A 17356-nucleotide genomic window follows, 5' to 3' on the forward strand; every position below is an offset into this window, starting at 1 on the left:
GGGACCATGCCGACACCGCTGCTCGAGGCCAGGGGCCTCACCAAGCGCTTCGGCGCGCTGACCGCCCTGTCCGGCGTCGATCTCGACGTGAATGCCGGCGAGGTGCTGGCGCTGCTCGGCGACAACGGCGCGGGCAAGTCCACCTTCATCAAGGTGCTGGCCGGCGCCCATGCCCCGACCGAGGGCACGCTGACGATCGGCGGCACGCCCGTCGCCTTCGCCTCGCCTCAGGATGCCGCGAACGTCGGCATCGCCACGATCTTCCAGGAGCTGGCGCTGTCGGAGAATCTCTCGATTGCCGAGAACGTGTTTCTCGGCCGCGAGATCGTGCGCCGGGTCGCCGGGGTGCCCTTCCTGCGTCGCCGCGAGATGAAGGACGTCGTCGGGCGCCTGCTCGACGAACTCGACGCCCATATCTCCGATCCGGACGCCCCCGTCGGCAGCCTGTCGGGCGGCCAGCGCCAGGCGGTGGCGATCTGCCGCGCGCTCTATCTCGACGCCCGGCTGGTGATCATGGACGAGCCGACCGCGGCACTCGCCGTCGCCGAGACGCGCAAGGTGCTCGACCTGACGCGGCGGCTTGCCGACCGCGGCTGCGCCGTCCTCCTGATCAGCCACAACATCGCCGACGTCTTCGAGGTCTCCGACCGCATGGCCGTGTTCCGCCGTGGCCGCAAGGTCGCCGAACGCCGCCGCGACGCGACCGACCCCGAGGAGATCGTCTCCCTGATCACGGGTGCCCATCCGGACGTGCGGGCACTCGACAAACAGCAATGACGGCACGTCCAACCAGAACGGGAACTCGACCATGCTGCGCCAGCTGAAACTCACCCTCTTCGCCGCGACTCTGCTCGCCACCGGCGCCCTCCCGGCGAGCGCCGATCCGGCCAACACCGTCGCCTTCGTGCCGCAACTGATCGGCATCCCCTATTTCAACGCCATGGAGGAGGGCGGCAAGAAGGCCGCCGCCGACCTCGGCGTGGAGTTCATCTACTCCGGCCCGGTCGACACCAACCCGGTCGACCAGCTGCAGATCGTGCAGAACCTGATCGACCAGGGCGTCGGCGCCGTGTCGGTCAGCGTCCTCGATGCCTCCACCATCGCCCCGGTGGTCGAGCAGGCCAAGGCCAAGGGCGTCAAGCTGTTCACCTCCGACAGCGACGCGCCGGACTCCGGCCGCGCCGTCTACGTCGCGCAGGCGACCGACCAGGGCCTCGGCTATGCGATCATCGACGAGATGGTCGAGCGGGTCGGCGAGGAGGCGACCGTCGCCATCGTCTCCGGCGAGGCGACCGCCTCCAACCTCAACGCCTGGATCGGCTTCATGCAGGAGCGCGCCAAGGACAAGTATCCGAAGCTGACGCTGCTGGAGCCGCAGTATGCGGGCGGCGCCGCCGACCGCGCGGCCCAGATCGCCACCGACCTGATGGCCGCCAACCCGGATCTCAAGGGCATCATCGGCGTCGCCTCCACCACCTGCCCCGGCGTCGGCCAGGCGATCGAGACCGCCGGCAAGATCGGCAGCGTGATCGGCACCGGCTACTGCAGCCCGAACACCGCCCGCTCCTATCTGAAGAGTGGCTCCTTCGGCTATTCGGTGCTGTGGGACCCGGCCAAGCTCGGCTACCTCACGGTCTGGGCCGGCAAGCAGCTGATCGACGGCAAGCCCTTCGAGGCAAGCGTCCAGCTGCCGGGCTTCGACAGCCCGACCACCTATGATCCGGCGACCGGCATCCTGCTGCTCGGCGAGCCGGCGGTGTTCACCGCCGACAACGTCGACCAGTTCGACTTCTGACCGCCCGCGCGGCCGTCCCCGCCTCGTCTCCCGAGGTGCCGGACGGCCGCGCGCCGTCTCATGACCCGAAACCGGAGCGCGAAAGCCATGACCCGCCTCCTCGGCGGCCGGGAAGCGACGCTGGCTGCGGCCTGCCTCGTGGCGGCGCTCGTCTTTGCCGCCGCCTCCCCGGTGTTCCTCACCCCCGGCAACCTGCTGACCGTCCTGCGCAACAGCACGGAGCTGCTGCTGGCCGCGCTCGGCATGACACTGCTGCTGGCGATGGGCGCGATCGACGTGTCGATCGGCATGGCGATGGGCCTGGCCGCCATCGTCGTCGGCCAGCTGCTGATGGCCGGCATCGATCCGGCGCTCGCCGGCATCGCCGGGCCGTTGGCCGGCGCGGCGCTCGGCCTTGTCGCCGGCGCCGTCGTCGCCTTCGGGAAGATCCCGGCGATCGTCGCGACGCTCGGCCTGCTCGGCGTCTACCGCGCCGGCATCTTCCTCACGCTCGGCGGCGCCTGGCTGTCCGGCATCCCGACCGGCCTCACCGATCTGGTGGCAACCCCTGTCCTCGGCGTCCCGCCGGCGATCGTGCTGATCGGGCTTGCCTATCTCGCCGTGTTCGTGCTGCTGCGACGCACGCCCTTTGGGCCGCATCTGCTTGCCGTCGGCAATTCCGACGAGAAGGCGCGCCTCTCCGGCATCGCCGTGACCCGCATCCGGCTGATGACCTTCGTCGTCGCCGGCGCGCTCGCCGGCCTGGCCGCCACCTTCTACATCGCCACCTACCGCAACGTGTCGATGACCATCGGCGCGACCCTGCCGCTCGAGGCGATCGCCGCCGCCGTGCTCGGCGGCACCAGCATCCTCGGCGGCCGCTGCACCCTCGTCGGCACCGTGCTCGGCGTGATCCTGATCCGGCTGATGCAGAACGGGCTGCTGCTGGTCGGCGTGCCGTCGCTGTGGCAGCCGGTGGTCACCGGCGCCATGCTGCTGATCGTGCTCGGGCTGGAAGCCGGCGCTGGCAGCGAGGGGCTTCGCCGCCTCGTGCGGAGGCCGGCATGACCGCCAGACTGCGCCAATCGCCGACGCTCGCGATCCTCGCCGGCCTGTGGGTGCTGCTGGTCGCCGGCATCGCCCTCCTCAGCCCCGGCATCCTCACCGCCTCGACGCTGACGACGATCCTGCAGTTCTCGTCGATCCTCGCGCTGGTCTCGCTCGGGCAGGCGCTGGTGATTCTGGCCGGCGGCGCCGGCATCGACCTGTCGGTCGGCGGCATCGTCTCGCTCGCCTCGGTGCTGGCGATGATGGCGGTCTCGGCCGGGCTGCCGGCCACACTGCTGCCACTCGCCTGCCTCGGCATCGGGCTCGCGCTCGGCCTTGGCAACGGGTTGCTGGTAACGCGGCTGCGCATTCTGCCGCTGATCGCCACGCTCGCCACCTTCTACGTCTTCTCCGGCAGCGCGGTGGCACTCACCGGGGGCGCGGCACAGTCGGGCGTGCCGGCCGCCTTCACGCCCTGGGGCCGCGGCGCGCTCGCCGGGATTCCCCTGCCGTTCCTGACCCTCGCCCTGCCGCTGTTCCTGGTCGCCGGCGTGGTGATCTCCGCCACCTCCTGGGGTCGCTGGCTGGTGGCGATGGGCGACAACGAACGCTCCGCCCGACTGGTCGGCATTCCGGTCGACCGGGCGCGGTTGATCGTCTACGGCCTCAGCGGCCTTGCCAGCGGGGCGGCGGCCTTCGTGTCGCTCGCCTGGCTCGGCAGCGCGCGGCCGAACATCGGCCAGAATCTCGAACTCACCTCGCTCACTGCCGTGCTGCTCGGCGGGGTCAGCATCTTCGGCGGACGCGGCGGGGTGGCCGGCGTGCTGGCCGCCGTGCTGCTGCTCGTCACCCTTCAGACCGCGCTGCTGCGCCTCAACATCAACACCGTCTGGCAGGTCGGCATCGTCGGGGCGCTGCTCGTCGCCGTCCTCGTCGCCGACGCCCTCACCACTCGCCGGAGATGACCATGACCGCCACCGAAGACCGCATTGCCGCCCTCGTCGAGGCCGGCGCGGACCGCATCGTCGCCACGCTCTGCGATCTCGTCAGCTTCCCCTCGATCGTGCTCAACGACCCGACCAAGGCCGGCCCCGGCGAGCGCGACTGCCAGCTCTATCTCCAGAAGCGGATCGAGGCGCTCGGCTTCACCACCGATCTCTGGGACCCGGACGGCCCGGCGCTCTATGCCAAGTATGAAGGCCGGCCCGGCGCCAACAAAGGCCGCACCTTCGAGGGGCGACCCAATCTCGGCGGCGTCCTGAAGGGCAGCGGCGGCGGGCGCTCGATCATGCTCACCGGCCACATCGACGTGGTGCCGCCGGGGGCCGCCGAACACTGGAAGAGCGATCCCTTCGTGCCCGTGGTCGAGGACGGCTTCGTGCGCGGCCGCGGCACCATCGACATGAAGGGCGGCGTCGCGTCGATGCTGATGGCGGTGGAGTTCCTGAAGGAGGCCGGCGTTCCGCTTGCCGGCGACATCGTCTTCACCACGGTGGTCGACGAGGAGATCGGCGGCATGGGGTCGCTCGCCATGGTCGACCGCGGCTTCTCGGCCGACGCCGGCATCATGACCGAGCCGACCGCCAACCGCATCGCCCCGCTCTGCCACGGGATCCTGTGGGGGCGGATCGTGATCGACGGCATCGGCGGCCACGCCGAGCTGACGCCCAACGCCTGGTATGGCAGCGGCCCGGTGGATGCGATCCAGCTCTGCCGGCAGATGCTCGACGGGCTCGACATCCTCAACCGGCGCTGGATGTTCGACCCGAAGAAAAACCATCCGCTGATGGACCTGCCGAACCAGATCATCGTCACCCAGATCAAGGCCGGCGAGCATCCCTCGTCCATGGCCGGCAAGGCCGAGATCATCATCGACGTGCAGTATCTGCCGCACGAGAAGGACGAGTTCGGCCTCGGCGGCCACGTCAAGCGCGAGATCGAGGCGCATGTGGCGGCGGTCTGCCAGGCCGACCCCTATCTCGCCGCGCATCCGGCCCGGGTGGAATGGATTCTCGACGCCGACTGCGCGGAGGTGCCGGCCGACCATCCCTTCGTCGGGGCATTCCAGGGCGCGGTCACGGCGGCCGGCCTGTCGCCGGTGCTGTCGGGCTTCGGCGCCCACAGCGACATCGGCCTGCCGACCGGGCTCGGCCGCACGCCGACCGTCAACTTCGGCCCCGGCGATCCGGCGCAGTCGCACCAGCCCAACGAACAGGTGTCGGTGCGCGATCTGGTCGACTGCACCAAGCGATCGCGATCGCCGTGGCACGCTGGTGCGCGTGAGGGGGTGGTGGGAGATGGTCCGGCGTTTCACGCCGGCACGGTGCCGTACGGCCCACCCCTCTCCCCTGTCCCTCCCCCACAAGGGGGGAGGGGACGATGAAGGCAAGGGCTTGCGCGACAGCGACTGCGCGCCGAGGCGAAAGGCCGATTGGCAGGTGGTGGTGCGTCTGGCGTGCCTCCCCTTGTGGGGGTGAGGCCGCAGGCCGAACACCGAGGGGCGCGTGACCCGAGGCCGGGAGGGATGGGGGGGGTGAGCGGCGAATTCGGCGCCGGCAGGCACCCATCCAGAATTTCCGATCAGGAGATGAAACCGGAACCGCTCAGTCCAGCCGCTCGGACACCAGCGACAACGTCGCCACGAAGATGTAGCGGTCCGTGTCGTCTCGAACCTTGACCACGTAGACCCGCTGTCGCCCGTCGGGCAGGTGGTCGGAGGCGATCGGCGACAGGACGCCGATGGCTGCGGTGGAGACATCGCCGAGACTGGCGAATTCCACACCTTCCTGGTCGCGGATGAGACGCAGGCCGTCATCGATGTCGAAATAGAAGCGGGCCATGGTCGTCTCCGGGGTTGTGCGTTTCGCGACCGCCCGGTGCCGCAACGGATCCTGTCCGCCTGTCGCCCTCCGCCTAGGCGGCTTCGGGTTCGTTGCGCGGTGGCGCGAGATGCAAGTAGGTCGGATCGAACTCCGCAAAGGCGTAGAGACGGCCGACGTCGTGGATCTTGACCGTGCGGTTGCGCATGGTGACCAACCCGTCTTCGCGCAACTGCTGCAGCACACGGTTGGCGTGGACGACCGAGATGCCGAGGGTGTCGGCCAGTTCGTCCTGCGTCACCGGCAGGCGGAAGCTGTCGACGCTGGCGCGGCCCACGGCCTGCAGGCGGATCAGCAACTCGCAGAAGAGATGCGCCATCTGCTTGTCGGCCGGGCGATGGCCCATGCTGGCGAGCCATTCGCGCAGGGTCGCCTCGTCGACGAGGGTGGCCCACCAGAAGGCGCGGGTGATGCGCGGCTCGGTCCGGGTGATGTCCTCGATGGTGTCACGATCGATCTCGACCACGGTCGAGGTCACCGCGGTGGCGATGGCGTGGTCCATGCGGCCGAGGATCGCCACGTGCAGGTCGCAGAAATCGCCGGGCAGCAGGAAACCGACGATCGACCGGCGCCCGTTCGGCAGCAGCTTGTAGCGATAGGCCATGCCCTCGAGCACGAGGCGCACCATGCTCGGCGGTTCGCCCTGCTCGATGAGATCGGTGCGCGCCTCGACACGGCGCGCGCGGCGACAGATCTCCTCCAGCCGGGCGCGGTCGGCAGTCTCCAGCCGCGCGCCGAATTCAAGTTTCCGGATCAGCGGGTTGTCCATCACGCACCACGCCCCCATTGCGGGCCGCGGCCACACCGGCCGTGGACCTCATCCTCACTCCTAGCACAGGGCTCCCGCGAGGTAACGCCGCCGCGGGCATCTTGGTTCACCCAGCGGGAACATGGAACGCGAACCCGGCTCCGCCGCGCCGCTCGCCCCGGCGTGCGGCGTCAGAAGGGAAAGTCGATCCGCGCCAGCGTTCCACACGGTGAGGCGGGGCCGATGTGAAGCCGCGCGCCGATGCCGGCGGCGAGCGAACGCGACAGCGACAGGCCCAGCGATCCCTGTCCGGCCAGCGTCTCGATCGTGCTGTCGGGAGCAAGGCCGCAGCCGTCGTCCCGCACGGTCAGATGCGCCACCGTGTCGGTGTCGCGCTTGAGGCGCACGTGGATCGTGCCGCTGCGGCCGTCCCTGAACGCATGTTCGAAGCAGTTGGTCAGCAGTTCGTTGAGGATCAGCGCGATGTTGATCGCCACGTCGTCGGGCAGCTGCAAGCCCTTGTCGGCATCGACCTCGATGTTGATGTCCTGATGGGTCCAGACATCGCGCCAGACCGCGCAGGCCTCGTGCAGGTAGCTGTCGAAGGTGGCGCCACCGAGGGACGCCAGGCTCTTCTGGAGGCGCGCCAGCGACGTGACCGTCTCGACCACCCATTCCAGCCGCTCGCGCGCTTCCTGCCCGCTTGCCGCGCGCAGCTGGGTGCGCACCAGCGCCGCCACGAGCTGATAGCTGTTGGACAGTCGGTGACGGACCTCTTCGAGCATCAGGTGATGGTCGCGGGCCTCCAGTTCGGGCTGCATCTGCAAGGGGTCCGCCTCCTTGGGAACGACCGCCAGCCGTGTCGAACTCGACGGGCCCCGGTCCCTCCGACATGCGTAGCGGAGGAGGCCGCACCCTGCTCCAACATAGGTTAAGTTTGCGGCGGGTTGGCCATTGAGGTGCCCGAACCTGCCGGCTTCTGCATCCGACGGCCCCGTCAGGAGACAATCTCCTCAAAGTCGCCGCCATTGCCGGCAACGCGGTCACGCTCCGGAAACCGCGGAAATCCGCGCCCCGCTCTGCGGATCGAAGCGCAGGAAGGCGGCCCGGCCGCCGGCCGCCCGCATCGGCGTGCCGGGCTCCAGCCGGCTGTGGCCCGGCACCCGCACGGAAATCTCCACGGCGGACGATCCGAGCCGGCCCGTGACATAGCTCTCCGCCCCGACCACCTCGACGCCGGAGACCTCGAGATCCACCACCGCCTCGTCCCCGGACGCGGCGAGACCCTCGACGAGGCGCATGTGCTCGGGGCGGATGCCGAGCGTCGCCTCGGGTGCCCCTTGCGGAACGAGGCCGGCGGCGACGGCGGCGCCATGGGGGATCACGTTCATGGCCGGCGAGCCGATGAAGGTGGCGACGAACAGGCTGGCCGGGCGCTCGTAGAGCTCCATCGGCGTGCCCGACTGCTCGATCCGGCCGGCGTTCAGCACCACCAGCACGTCGGCAAGGGTCATCGCCTCGAGCTGGTCGTGGGTGACGTAGAGGCTGGTGGTGCGCAGCCGGCGCTGCAGGCGACGGATCTCGGCGCGCATCGCGACGCGCAGCTTGGCGTCGAGGTTCGACAGCGGCTCGTCGAACAGGAAGGCGGCCGGCTCGCGCACGATCGCCCGGCCCATGGCGACCCGCTGCCGCTGGCCGCCGGAGAGCTGGCCCGGGCGGCGGTCGAGCAGGCCGGCGATGTCGAGGATGCGGGCCGCCTCGTCGACGCGGCGGGCGATCTCCTCCGCAGGTGTGCGGCGGTTGCGCAGGCCGTATTCGAGGTTCCGGCGCACGGTCATGTGCGGATAGAGCGCGTAGTTCTGGAACACCATGGCAATGTCGCGCTCGGCCGGCTCGAGATCGTTGACGACCCGCCCGCCGATCGAGACGGTGCCGGACGTGATCGCCTCCAGCCCGGCCACCATCCGCAGCAGGGTGGACTTGCCGCAGCCGGACGGGCCGACCAGCACGGCGAAGGCGCCGTCGGGGATCGACAGGCTGACGCCCTTCACCGCCTCGACATTGCCGGCGTAGACCTTGCGGACATCCTGAAGTTCGATCGCGGCCACGGGCTCATTTCTCCGATTCGACGAGGCCGCGCACGAACCAGCGCTGCATCAGCACCACGATCAGCACCGGCGGGGCGATGGCGAGGATCGCGGTGACCATCACCATGTCCCAGGGCGTGTCCGCGTCGGCAAAGGACACCATCTTCTTGAGCGCGATGACGATCGTGTTCATCCGGTTGTCGTTGGTGACCAGCAGCGGCCAGAGATACTGGGTCCAGCCGTAGATGAAGAGGATGACGAACAGCGCCGCGATGTTGGTCTTCGACAGCGGCAGCAGGATGTCGCGCAGGAAGCGCAGCGGCCCGGCACCGTCGATCCGCGCCGCCTCGACGAGTTCGGCGGGGATCGTCATGAAGAACTGCCGGAACAGCAGCGTCGCGGTGGCCGAGGCGACCAGCGGCAGGATCAGGCCGGCATAGGTGTCGATCAGGCCGAGGTCGACCATCACCTTGTAGGTCGGCATGATCCGCACCTCGACGGGCAGCATCAGGGTGATGAAGATCATCCAGAAGCATGCCATGCGGAAGGGAAAGCGGAAGAAGACGATGGCGAAGGCCGACAGCAGCGAGATGACGATCTTGCCGAGGGCGATGCCGAGCGCCATCACCGTGGAATTGAACAGGAGCGTGCCGACGCCGACGCCGCCGATCCGGCTCATGCCGCCGAAGATGGCGTTGCCGTAGTTTTCGGCAAATTCCCCGCCCGGCACCAGCGGCAGCGGCGGGCGCAGGATCGTTTCCACGCTCTGGGTGGAGGCAACAAAGGTGTACCAGATCGGAAAGGCGACGATCAGCACGCCGACGATCAGCACCAGATGGGCAAGGGCACGCCCGGCGGCGTCGCGCTCGATCATGGCAGGGTCCCTCGCGGCTCAGCCATAGTGCACCCGGCGCTCCACATAGCGGAACTGGACGGCGGTGAGGGCGATCACGATGGCCATCAGGATCACCGACTGGGCGGCCGAGCTGCCGAGGTCGAGATTGACGAAACCGTCGGTGTAGACCTTGTAGACCAGCGTCTCCGTCGCCCGGGCCGGGCCGCCGGCGGTGACCGCGTCGATGATGCCGAAGGTGTCGAAGAAGGCGTAGACCGTGTTGACCACCAGCAGGAAGAAGCTGGTGGGGGCGATCAGCGGGAAGACGATGGTGCGGAAGCGCTTGCCCGAGCGCGCGCCGTCGATCGCGGCGGCCTCCAGCAGCGAGCGCGGGATCGACTGCAGGGCGGCGACGAAGAACAGGAAATTGTAGCTGATCTGCTTCCAGGCGGCGGCGACCACCACCAGCCCCATGGCCTGGTCGCCGTCCAGCAGCGGGTCCCAGGCAAGGCCGGCGTCGCGCAGCATGTAGGCGAAGGTGCCCATGGCCGGGTTGAACATGAACAGCCACAACAGGCCGGCGACGGCGGGCGCCACCGCATAGGGCCAGATCAGCAGCGTGCGGTAGAAGGCCTTGCCGGTCAGCACCTTCTCGGCCGCGGTCGCCAGCAGCAGCGCCGTGCCCATGGACAGCACCGAGGTGGAGACGCTGAACACCACCGTGGTCCAGGCGGCGTTGAGCCAAGCCGGGTCGGCGAGCACGTTGCTGAAATTCTGCAGGCCGACGAAGGTGGTCTTCAGCCCGAAGGGGTCCTCGCGCAGCATCGACTGCCACAGCGCCTGGACCGCCGGCCAGTAGAAGAACACCAGCGTGACCGCGATCTGCGGGCTGAGCAGGAGATAGGGCAGCAGCCGGTTGGGGAAGACGGCTTTCGGCACGGCGATGCGCTTTCCTCCTGCCGGTCCCCGCCTCCGGCCACCACAACGGGGAGAGCCGCCCGGGCACGCCGGGCGGCGATCATCTCAGGGCAAAGCCCTTAGTGGGTGGCGGCGATGGCCGCGTTGCCAAGCTTCACCGCCTCGTCGAGGGCCTCCTGCGCGGTCTTCTCGCCGGCCAGCATGGCCTCGAACTGCTCGTTCTCGATGTCGCGGATCTGCGGCAGGTTGGGCAGGCGCACGCCCTTGGAGTTCTCGGTCGGCGCCTTGCCCATCATCTGGGTGATCGGCGTCTCGCGGCCGGGGTTCTGCTCGTAGAAGCCGGAGGCCTTGGTCGCCTCGTAGGCCTGCATGGTCACCGGCAGGTAGCCCGACTTCTGGTGCAGGCGCGACTGGATCTCGGTCTGCGACAGGAAGTTGAAGAACCGGGCGATGCCCTTGTATTCCTCGTCCGACTTGCCGCCGAACACCCAGAGGCTGGCGCCGCCGGGAATGGTGTTCTGCGGCGCGCCGGCGGCCTTCGCCTCATAGGGCAGCTGGCCGATGCCGTAGTCGATCCCCGACTTCACCACGTCGCCGAGACCGCCCGAGGATTCGGTGAGGATGGCGCATTCGCCCGAGAGGAAGAGCTGCTTGGCCTCGGAGGTGCGGCCGCCGTAGCGGAACACGCCTTCTTTCGCCAGATCGGCGATCGCCTGGAAATGCTCCACATAGATCGGCGCGTTGATCTTCAGCTCGACATCGGTGCCGCCAAGGCGTTTTCCATGGTGCCGTAGGGCACGTTGTTCCAGGCGGCGAAATTCTCCAGATGGATCCAGGTCAGCCAGGTCGAGGTGTAGCCGCAGTTGGCGGCACCCGACGCCTTGATCTTGCGCGCGGCCTCGAACACCTCGTCCCAGGTCCGCGGCGGGGTGGCGGTGTCCAGCCCGGCCTTCTCGAAGATCGCCTTGTTGTAATAGAGGATCGGCGAGGACGAGTTGTAGGGGAAGGACAGCATGGTGCCGTCGGGCTTCGAATAATAGGCGACGATGCCGGCCAGATACTGCGACTTGTCGAAGGTGTAGCCACCGGCCTCCAGCACCTCGGCCACGGGCTTCACGGCGCCCTCGGCGCCCATCATCACGCCGGTGCCGACGTCGAACACCTGGATGATCGCCGGGGCCTGCCGGGCGCGGAAGGCGGCAATGCCGGCATTGAGCGTTTCCGGATAGGTACCCTTGAACACCGGCACGACCGTGTAGTCGGCCTGGCTGTCGTTGAACTCCTTGGCCAGCGTGTCCACGACCTCGTTGTTGGCGCCGGTCATGGCGTGCCACCACTGGAGTTCGGTGCGGGCCTCGGCCGTGCCGGCCATCGCCGCCATGGCGAGCGCAGCGCCGGCGGTCAGCGTCCATCGTGTCGTCGGGCGGGTCATCGGGGCCTCCTCCATTGGCTCGGTCCTCATGAGCTTCTGGCGGCTTAGCGGGACCGTATGACAAGGATGCGACAGATCGGCCGGCATGGCCAGCCCGCGGTTGTGCCGCAGCGCAACCGGCGCGGGTTCTGCCTGCACGGCTAAGGAACGGCTCAGGGCGTCATGCCCAGCGCCAGCAGCGTGTCCAGCAGCACGTCGGCGCCGGCCGTCACATGCGACGGCTCGGCCCATTCGTGCTCGGCGTGGCTGACGCCGTCGCGGCAGGGAATGAAGATCATCGCCGTCGGGCCGACCGCCGCGAGATGCCGCGCGTCATGCCCGGCGGCCGACAGCAGCGGCAGAGCAGGGAGGCCGCGGGCCTGCGCCGAGGCGGCAATGCTCGCACCAATACCCGGATCGAAATCGTTGGACGGGGCGTCGACCAGCCGTTCGACGGTCACCGTGCAGGGCGGGGCAAGTTCACGGCAGGCCGCCTCGATGGCAAGGCCGGCCGCGTCCCGCACGGCATTGCCCGGATGGCGCAGGTCCACCGAAAACACCACCCTCGCCGGGATCACCGACGGGGCATTGGGTTCGGCGACGATCCGGCCGATGGTGAAGCGGACCGCGTCGTCGATCGTGCCGACACTGTCGTGAAGCCGGGCGGCGATGCGGGCAAAGCTCGCCAGCGCGTCGCGCCGGGCGGCGGGCGGCACCGTGCCGGCGTGGCCCTCGGCGCCGTCGATCCGCACGCGAAAGGTCGTCTTGCCCTGGATGCCGGTGACGATGCCGATCACGGTTCCGGTATCCTGAAGCTCCCTTGCCTGCTCGATATGCGGCTCGACAAAGGCGGCGAAGGGAAAGCCGAACGGCTTTCGGGCGATGTCCGGGAATGCCGCGTGAAGGGTATCCAGCGCCGCGCCGACGGTGATGCCAGCCGCATCCGCAACCGTTCGGGTCTGCCCCAGCGACCGCAGGCCGGCGAAGGCCGCCGAGCCCATCATGCCGGGGGCAAAGCGGCTGCCCTCCTCGTTCATCCACGCGACCACGATCAGATCGCGGGCAAGGCGCAGGCCGGCGCGGTGCAGCGTTTCGGCCGCTTCCAGTGCGGCAAGCACCCCGAAGGCGCCGTCGAATTTCCCCCCGGTCGGCTGGGTGTCGAGATGGCTGCCGGCGAGCAACGGCAGGGCGGCGGGATCGGTGCCGGGGAGCGTCAGGAACAGGTTGCCGGCGGCGTCCGTCGCCGGTGTCATGCCGATCGCCCGCCCCCAGCCGATGACGAGCCGCCAGGCCTCGATCTCGCCGGCGGTGAGCGCCTGCCGGTCGACGCCGCCGGCCGGCAGCGCGCCGATCCCGGCAAGCGCCATCAACCGGCCCCAGAGCCGGTCGCCGTCGACGGAGAGGCGGGGCGGCGTCATCGTTCAGTCCGTGCGCATGATCTGGGCGGGGTTGGCGCGCGGATCGCGCAGACCCCAGCGCCCGGCCTCGACCTGCGCCAGGAAGCCGGCGAGCAGGAGGTTGAACAGCAGCGGCTCCTCCAGATTGAGCGTGTGGCCGGTCTTCGGCAGGATGGCGAGACCCGACGCCGGCAGCACCCGCTTCAGGAACAGGCCGGGCTTCAGGCAGTGGTCGTCCTCGTCGCCGACCATCACCAGCGTCGGCACGGTCATCGCTGACAGTTCCGCCTCAAGATCGTAGTAAGACGGCCGGCGCGCCTGCACGCCGCGCATGGTCAGCGCCGCGCCGCGCGCCGAATGGGTGGCAAGGCGGTCGGCAAAGGCCTGCCAGCCGCGCGGGTCCTTGGCCTGGAACTGGACCCGGCTAGCGCCCAGCGCATAGATCTTCGCAAAGGTTTCAGAGCCCTGCGCCTCGAAACTGTCGGCCACGGTCCGCGACACGCCGCGGAAATAGTCCTCGGTTTCCTTCTCGCAGCCATAGCCGGCGCCAGCCACCGTCAGCGAAAGGCAGCGCTCCGGCGCGATCAGGCCGACGTGGAGCGCCGCGAACCCGCCCATGGACAGGCCGACCACATGGGCGCGCTCGATGCCGAGACCGGCCAGCACGTCGACGGCGTCCTCGGCGGCGATGCGCTGGGAATAGCGGTCGATGTCGTCCGGCACATCGGACGGCGGATAGCCGCGGGCGGCATAGGTGATCACCCGGTGGCTGCGGGCAAAATGGTTCATCTGCGGCTCCCACGACAGGTGGTTGCCGCCGAATTCGTGGATCAGCAGGATGGCCGTGCCGCTGCCCGCCTCCTCCACGTGAAGACGGGTGCCGTCGCGGGCGGTGACGAACATCGGGGTCTCTCCTTTGAACTTCAACTGGCCTCAGAACTGCGACTGGACGTCGTTCAGCGTGCGCGCGCGCTCGGCCATGGCCGGCAGAAGCGCGCAGAACTTTTCGGCCCAGGCGGTCGGCACCGAGGTCGAGACCTTGATGAAGCGCTCGCCGAAGGCGGCGGTGTGGTAGCTGCCCTGACGGATCATCACCCCCTCCGCCATGAAGGCCGCGACCAGCGCTTCCGGCCGAAGCCCCGCACCGACCGTCTCGATCACGAGGAAATTGCCGTGCGAGGGCCAGACCGGCAGGGCAAGGCCCGGGATGGCGAGGCAGGCATCGCGGATCATCGCCTTGTTGGCGGTATCGATCGCCCGCACGCTGGCCATCCATTCGCCCTTCACGGTGAGCCCCGCCTCGGCGGCGCGCTGGGCAATGACCGAGGCGCCGAGCACGCCGGAGGCATAGGGCGCGATCTCCTCCAGCAGCGCCGGGTTTCCCACCAGCGCGCCGACCCGCAGGCCGGCAAGGCCGAGCCACTTGGAGAAGCTGAGCGAGACGATGGCGCCCTCCGGCGCGGCGTGGAGCGCCGGATGATGGCCCTCGGCAAAGTCGCGGTAGGTGCAGTCGTGGACCAGCAGCGCGCCGCAGTCCCTGGCGATTGCCGCAAAGGCCTCGATCTCGTCCTTCGAATAGGTGATGCCGAGCGGGTTGTTCGGATCGACGAGGTAGATGATCGCGGTGCGGGCGTCGACGTTGGCGGCCAGTGCCGCCGGGGTCAGGCGATAGGCGCAGGCCGGATCGTAGATCGGGATGCGGATCACCTCGGCGCCGGCCTGCTCGGCGAACAGGCACGGCCATTTCCACGTCGGATCGGTGGTGACGAAGGTGGTGCCCGGCCGGCAGCGCGCCCGGGTGACCATGGCCAGCGCGTTGACGCCACCCTCCGTCACCATCGCCTCCATGCCCGGCACGCCGAGATCGGCGACGATGGCGGCGCGCAGGGATTCGAAGCCGAGCGGCGGCGCGTAGGCGTTGAACTCCAGCGCCGCGACCGAGGCGGCGATGGCCGCCGTCACCGCCGGATGCGCCGGGATGTGGTTGGTGTTCTGCCCCATCCACGCGAGATCCGGCGTCGAGAACAGCGTGTCGAAGTAGCGGTTGCGGGTCAGCATCTCGGACATGGCGGGGACAGGGTCTCTCAAAACAGGGATCGGCGGCCGCACTCAAAGTCCCGGAGGACGGCGGCGGTGATGGTCGGTGACGCTCTGGAAGGCGTGGCCGGCGCGGCAGAGCAGCGCCTCGGAAAAGGCCGGGCCGGCCAGCTGAACGCCGACCGGAATGCCGGCCGCGCTGAGGCCACCGGGCAGGGTGATCGTCGGCAGGCCGGCGGAATCGAAGGGCGCGGTGAACGGGCCGATGGCAAGGATCGCTGCCGGATCCTCGCCGAGCGTATCCATGAACGCGAGACTCGGCCCGGCCACGGGCAGCGCCGGGCAGAGATAGAGGTCGATGCCGGCCATCATGGAAGACAGTTTGCCGGCAAAGGCCCGTCGTGCCTCCTGCGCGCGGGCCAGATCGAAGGCGCTGTGGCGCTGGCCGCGCGCCAGCAGCGACGACAGGCGTTCGCCATAGTCGGCCTTGCGCGCGGGATAGGTCTCCGCATGGGCCAGCGCCGCCTCGACCGCGCATTCCACGGCCCAGCCGGTCAGCACGTCCTGCGTCTCGGGAAACTCCACCGGCACGAGTTCGGCACCGAGACCGGCGAGGATTTCCGCCGCCGCGTCCACCGTCGCCGCCACCTCGGCATCGGCGCGCCGGGCGATCAAGTGGCGGTCGATGCCGATCCGCAGACCCGCGATCCCGCCGTCGATGCCGGCGAGGCAATCGGGCACGGGCATGACGGAAGCGGTCGGGTCCTCCGGGTCGGCGCCGGCGATCACGGACAGGATCGCGGCGACGTCGGCGGCCGAGCGGGCCATCGGCCCGACATGGTCGAGCGAGGCCGCGAGCGGGAAGACGCCGTGGCGCGAGACCCGGCCCCAGGTCGGCTTCAGCCCGGTGACGCCGCAGCAGGCGGACGGCAGGCGGATCGAGCCGCCGGTGTCGGTGCCGACCGAGCCGAAGCAGAGCCTTGCGGCCAGCGCGACGCCGGAGCCCGAGGAGGAGTTGCCGGTCCAGTGAGCAGCGCCCCACGGGTTCAGGGGCTCGGTCACGGTCGGATGATAGCCGGCATAGACGCCTTCGGTCAGGGTCAGCGTGCCGAGCAGCACCGCACCAGCCGCCTCCAGCCGGGCCAGAACGGTGGCCTCGCCGGGTGGCGTCCAGTCGTCGAAGATCGTGGTCCCGAAGCGCGCCGGCATCGTTCGGGTCCAGAACACGTCCTTCAGTGCCATCGGAATGCCGTGCAGCGGGCCGCGGTCGAGCCCGGCCGCACGCTCGGCGTCCATGGCGTCGGCGCGGGCGAGCGCCGCGTTTGCGGCGACATGGGCATAGGCGTGGAGCGACGGGTCGAGCCGGGCGATGCGCGCCAGCATCGTCTCCGTGAGGGCACGGGAGGTCAGTGTTCCGGCGCGCAGGGCGGCGGCAGCCTCGACGAGGCCGAGGTCGGCGGGATCGGCGCCTGTCGTCACGTCTTCATGGCCGACGGAAATACCGGCGGAACTGGCGGTCACGGCACGAACTCCGGAGCGGGCGGCGCGCCGGGCGCGCGGCGTCACGTTGATGTATACAAAACACGCGATCTTGAATAATCAATGCCCATATTTCATGCGCCGGCTGCGCATCCTCTGGTCAACGCGCGCATTTCAGCCGGTCTGAGGCCGAGCCCGCCCGGCAGTTGCGTAAGTGGCAGGCGGATTTCCGCCGGTTCCGTTGGTTGGCATGCATATTGAAATACGGTTCCTGCATACAGCAATTCGTGCCTGCCAATGCGAGGGGATCCGTGATGATACCGTTGAAAAGCTGCCTGGCCGCCGCCACCGTTGCCGCCGTCGCCGGCCTTGCCTCGCTCCAGCCGGCCGCGGCCCTGGAGCCCGTCTCCGTGCGCCTCAAGTGGCTGCCGCAGGCCCAGTTCGCCGGCCTCTATGTGGCGAAGGCCAAGGGCTTCTATGAAGAGGCCGGGCTCGACATGACGATCAACCCCGGCGGTCCGAACCTCAATGCCGAGACGCTGGTCGGCTCCGGCAACGACACCTTCGGCATCGCCAGCGGCACCGAAGGCGTGCTCTACGCACGCGAGAAGGGCCTGCCGGTCGTCTGCATCGGCATGGACCAGCAGGTCACGCCCTTCGCCTTCGTCACCTATGACGACAGCGGCATCAATTCGGTGAAGGACTTCAAGGGCAAGAAGGTCGCCGTCTGGTTCACCGGCGTGC

Annotated in this window: 16 protein-coding genes and 1 pseudogene; 6 read left to right on the forward strand and 11 right to left on the reverse strand. The window is 69.3% G+C overall.

The window, feature by feature from the left end; genetic code table 11:
• The first annotated feature begins 6 nt into the window (after window positions 1-6).
• The 5 genes from A6302_RS03790 (at window position 7) to A6302_RS03810 (ending at window position 5204) form a co-directional block, all read left to right on the forward strand.
• The gene (locus A6302_RS03790; RefSeq protein WP_069305923.1) at window positions 7-777 is read left to right on the forward strand and encodes an ATP-binding cassette domain-containing protein; all 771 of its coding nucleotides are present in this window, start codon (window positions 7-9) and stop codon (window positions 775-777) included.
• 31 nt (window positions 778-808) lie between these two features.
• On the forward strand, window positions 809-1795 hold the full coding sequence (locus tag A6302_RS03795; protein WP_069305924.1) for an autoinducer 2 ABC transporter substrate-binding protein: 987 nt from the start codon (window positions 809-811) through the stop codon (window positions 1793-1795).
• An 87-nt stretch (window positions 1796-1882) separates the two neighbouring features.
• A complete protein-coding gene (locus A6302_RS03800) occupies window positions 1883-2842 on the forward strand; it encodes an ABC transporter permease (RefSeq protein WP_069305925.1) in 960 nt (319 codons plus the stop codon).
• On the forward strand, window positions 2839-3786 hold the full coding sequence (locus tag A6302_RS03805) for an ABC transporter permease (protein WP_069305926.1): 948 nt from the start codon (window positions 2839-2841) through the stop codon (window positions 3784-3786). The genes A6302_RS03800 and A6302_RS03805 overlap by 4 nt, the downstream gene beginning before the upstream one ends.
• A gap of 2 nt (window positions 3787-3788) precedes the next feature.
• Window positions 3789-5204, forward strand: a complete 1416-nt coding sequence (locus A6302_RS03810; RefSeq protein WP_245293901.1) for a M20 family metallopeptidase — start codon at window positions 3789-3791, stop codon at window positions 5202-5204.
• Window positions 5205-5424: 220 nt separating this feature from the next.
• On the opposite strand, the gene A6302_RS03815 is transcribed toward A6302_RS03810, so the two are convergent.
• The 11 genes and pseudogenes from A6302_RS03815 to A6302_RS03865 form a co-directional block, all read right to left on the reverse strand.
• The gene (locus A6302_RS03815; protein ID WP_069305927.1) at window positions 5425-5661 is read right to left on the reverse strand and encodes a DUF6894 family protein; all 237 of its coding nucleotides are present in this window, start codon (window positions 5659-5661) and stop codon (window positions 5425-5427) included.
• Window positions 5662-5734: 73 nt separating this feature from the next.
• A complete protein-coding gene (locus A6302_RS03820) occupies window positions 5735-6469 on the reverse strand; it encodes a Crp/Fnr family transcriptional regulator (protein WP_141703397.1) in 735 nt (244 codons plus the stop codon).
• A 170-nt stretch (window positions 6470-6639) separates the two neighbouring features.
• On the reverse strand, window positions 6640-7269 hold the full coding sequence (locus A6302_RS03825) for a sensor histidine kinase (RefSeq protein ID WP_069305929.1): 630 nt from the start codon (window positions 7267-7269) through the stop codon (window positions 6640-6642).
• 222 nt (window positions 7270-7491) lie between these two features.
• The gene (gene ugpC, locus A6302_RS03830; RefSeq protein WP_069305930.1) at window positions 7492-8556 is read right to left on the reverse strand and encodes a sn-glycerol-3-phosphate ABC transporter ATP-binding protein UgpC; all 1065 of its coding nucleotides are present in this window, start codon (window positions 8554-8556) and stop codon (window positions 7492-7494) included.
• A 4-nt stretch (window positions 8557-8560) separates the two neighbouring features.
• Window positions 8561-9409: a sn-glycerol-3-phosphate ABC transporter permease UgpE gene (gene ugpE / locus A6302_RS03835; protein WP_069305931.1), complete on the reverse strand. Its 849-nt coding sequence runs from the start codon at window positions 9407-9409 to the stop codon at window positions 8561-8563.
• A gap of 18 nt (window positions 9410-9427) precedes the next feature.
• A complete protein-coding gene (ugpA, locus tag A6302_RS03840; RefSeq protein WP_069305932.1) occupies window positions 9428-10309 on the reverse strand; it encodes a sn-glycerol-3-phosphate ABC transporter permease UgpA in 882 nt (293 codons plus the stop codon).
• 98 nt (window positions 10310-10407) lie between these two features.
• Window positions 10408-11720 (reverse strand): annotated as a pseudogene (gene ugpB, locus A6302_RS03845) (sn-glycerol-3-phosphate ABC transporter substrate-binding protein UgpB).
• A 152-nt stretch (window positions 11721-11872) separates the two neighbouring features.
• Window positions 11873-13117 carry a Zn-dependent hydrolase gene (locus A6302_RS03850; RefSeq protein ID WP_069305933.1) on the reverse strand — a complete coding sequence of 415 codons (1245 nt, stop codon included), beginning with the start codon at window positions 13115-13117 and terminating at the stop codon, window positions 11873-11875.
• 3 nt (window positions 13118-13120) lie between these two features.
• Window positions 13121-13999: an alpha/beta fold hydrolase gene (locus A6302_RS03855; RefSeq protein ID WP_069305934.1), complete on the reverse strand. Its 879-nt coding sequence runs from the start codon at window positions 13997-13999 to the stop codon at window positions 13121-13123.
• A 30-nt stretch (window positions 14000-14029) separates the two neighbouring features.
• Window positions 14030-15163 (reverse strand): pyridoxal phosphate-dependent aminotransferase, encoded by a 1134-nt coding sequence (locus A6302_RS03860; protein ID WP_069305935.1) that lies wholly within the window; start codon window positions 15161-15163, stop codon window positions 14030-14032.
• A gap of 42 nt (window positions 15164-15205) precedes the next feature.
• Window positions 15206-16654, reverse strand: a complete 1449-nt coding sequence (locus A6302_RS03865) for an amidase (RefSeq protein ID WP_245293902.1) — start codon at window positions 16652-16654, stop codon at window positions 15206-15208.
• Between the two features lie 281 nt (window positions 16655-16935).
• Here A6302_RS03865 and A6302_RS03870 point away from each other — a divergent pair.
• A partial coding sequence (locus tag A6302_RS03870; protein WP_245293903.1) for an ABC transporter substrate-binding protein occupies window positions 16936-17356 on the forward strand: 421 nt, incomplete at its 3' end.

It is taken from the genome of Methylobrevis pamukkalensis (genome assembly GCF_001720135.1).
Lineage (GTDB): Bacteria > Pseudomonadota > Alphaproteobacteria > Rhizobiales > Pleomorphomonadaceae > Methylobrevis > Methylobrevis pamukkalensis.

Excerpts from the sequence above, each read along its gene's own strand:
- A6302_RS03790 (WP_069305923.1), top strand. The coding sequence starts at position 7 with ATGCCGACACCGCTGCTCGAGGCCAGGGGCCTCACCAAGCGCTTCGGC.
- A6302_RS03795 (WP_069305924.1), top strand. The coding sequence starts at position 809 with ATGCTGCGCCAGCTGAAACTCACCCTCTTCGCCGCGACTCTGCTCGCC.
- A6302_RS03800 (WP_069305925.1), top strand. The coding sequence starts at position 1,883 with ATGACCCGCCTCCTCGGCGGCCGGGAAGCGACGCTGGCTGCGGCCTGC.
- A6302_RS03805 (WP_069305926.1), top strand. The coding sequence starts at position 2,839 with ATGACCGCCAGACTGCGCCAATCGCCGACGCTCGCGATCCTCGCCGGC.
- A6302_RS03810 (WP_245293901.1), top strand. The coding sequence starts at position 3,789 with ATGACCGCCACCGAAGACCGCATTGCCGCCCTCGTCGAGGCCGGCGCG.
- A6302_RS03815 (WP_069305927.1), bottom strand. The coding sequence starts at position 5,661 with ATGGCCCGCTTCTATTTCGACATCGATGACGGCCTGCGTCTCATCCGC.
- A6302_RS03820 (WP_141703397.1), bottom strand. The coding sequence starts at position 6,469 with ATGGACAACCCGCTGATCCGGAAACTTGAATTCGGCGCGCGGCTGGAG.
- A6302_RS03825 (WP_069305929.1), bottom strand. The coding sequence starts at position 7,269 with ATGCAGCCCGAACTGGAGGCCCGCGACCATCACCTGATGCTCGAAGAG.
- ugpE (WP_069305931.1), bottom strand. The coding sequence starts at position 9,409 with ATGATCGAGCGCGACGCCGCCGGGCGTGCCCTTGCCCATCTGGTGCTG.
- A6302_RS03850 (WP_069305933.1), bottom strand. The coding sequence starts at position 13,117 with ATGACGCCGCCCCGCCTCTCCGTCGACGGCGACCGGCTCTGGGGCCGG.
- A6302_RS03855 (WP_069305934.1), bottom strand. The coding sequence starts at position 13,999 with ATGTTCGTCACCGCCCGCGACGGCACCCGTCTTCACGTGGAGGAGGCG.
- A6302_RS03860 (WP_069305935.1), bottom strand. The coding sequence starts at position 15,163 with ATGTCCGAGATGCTGACCCGCAACCGCTACTTCGACACGCTGTTCTCG.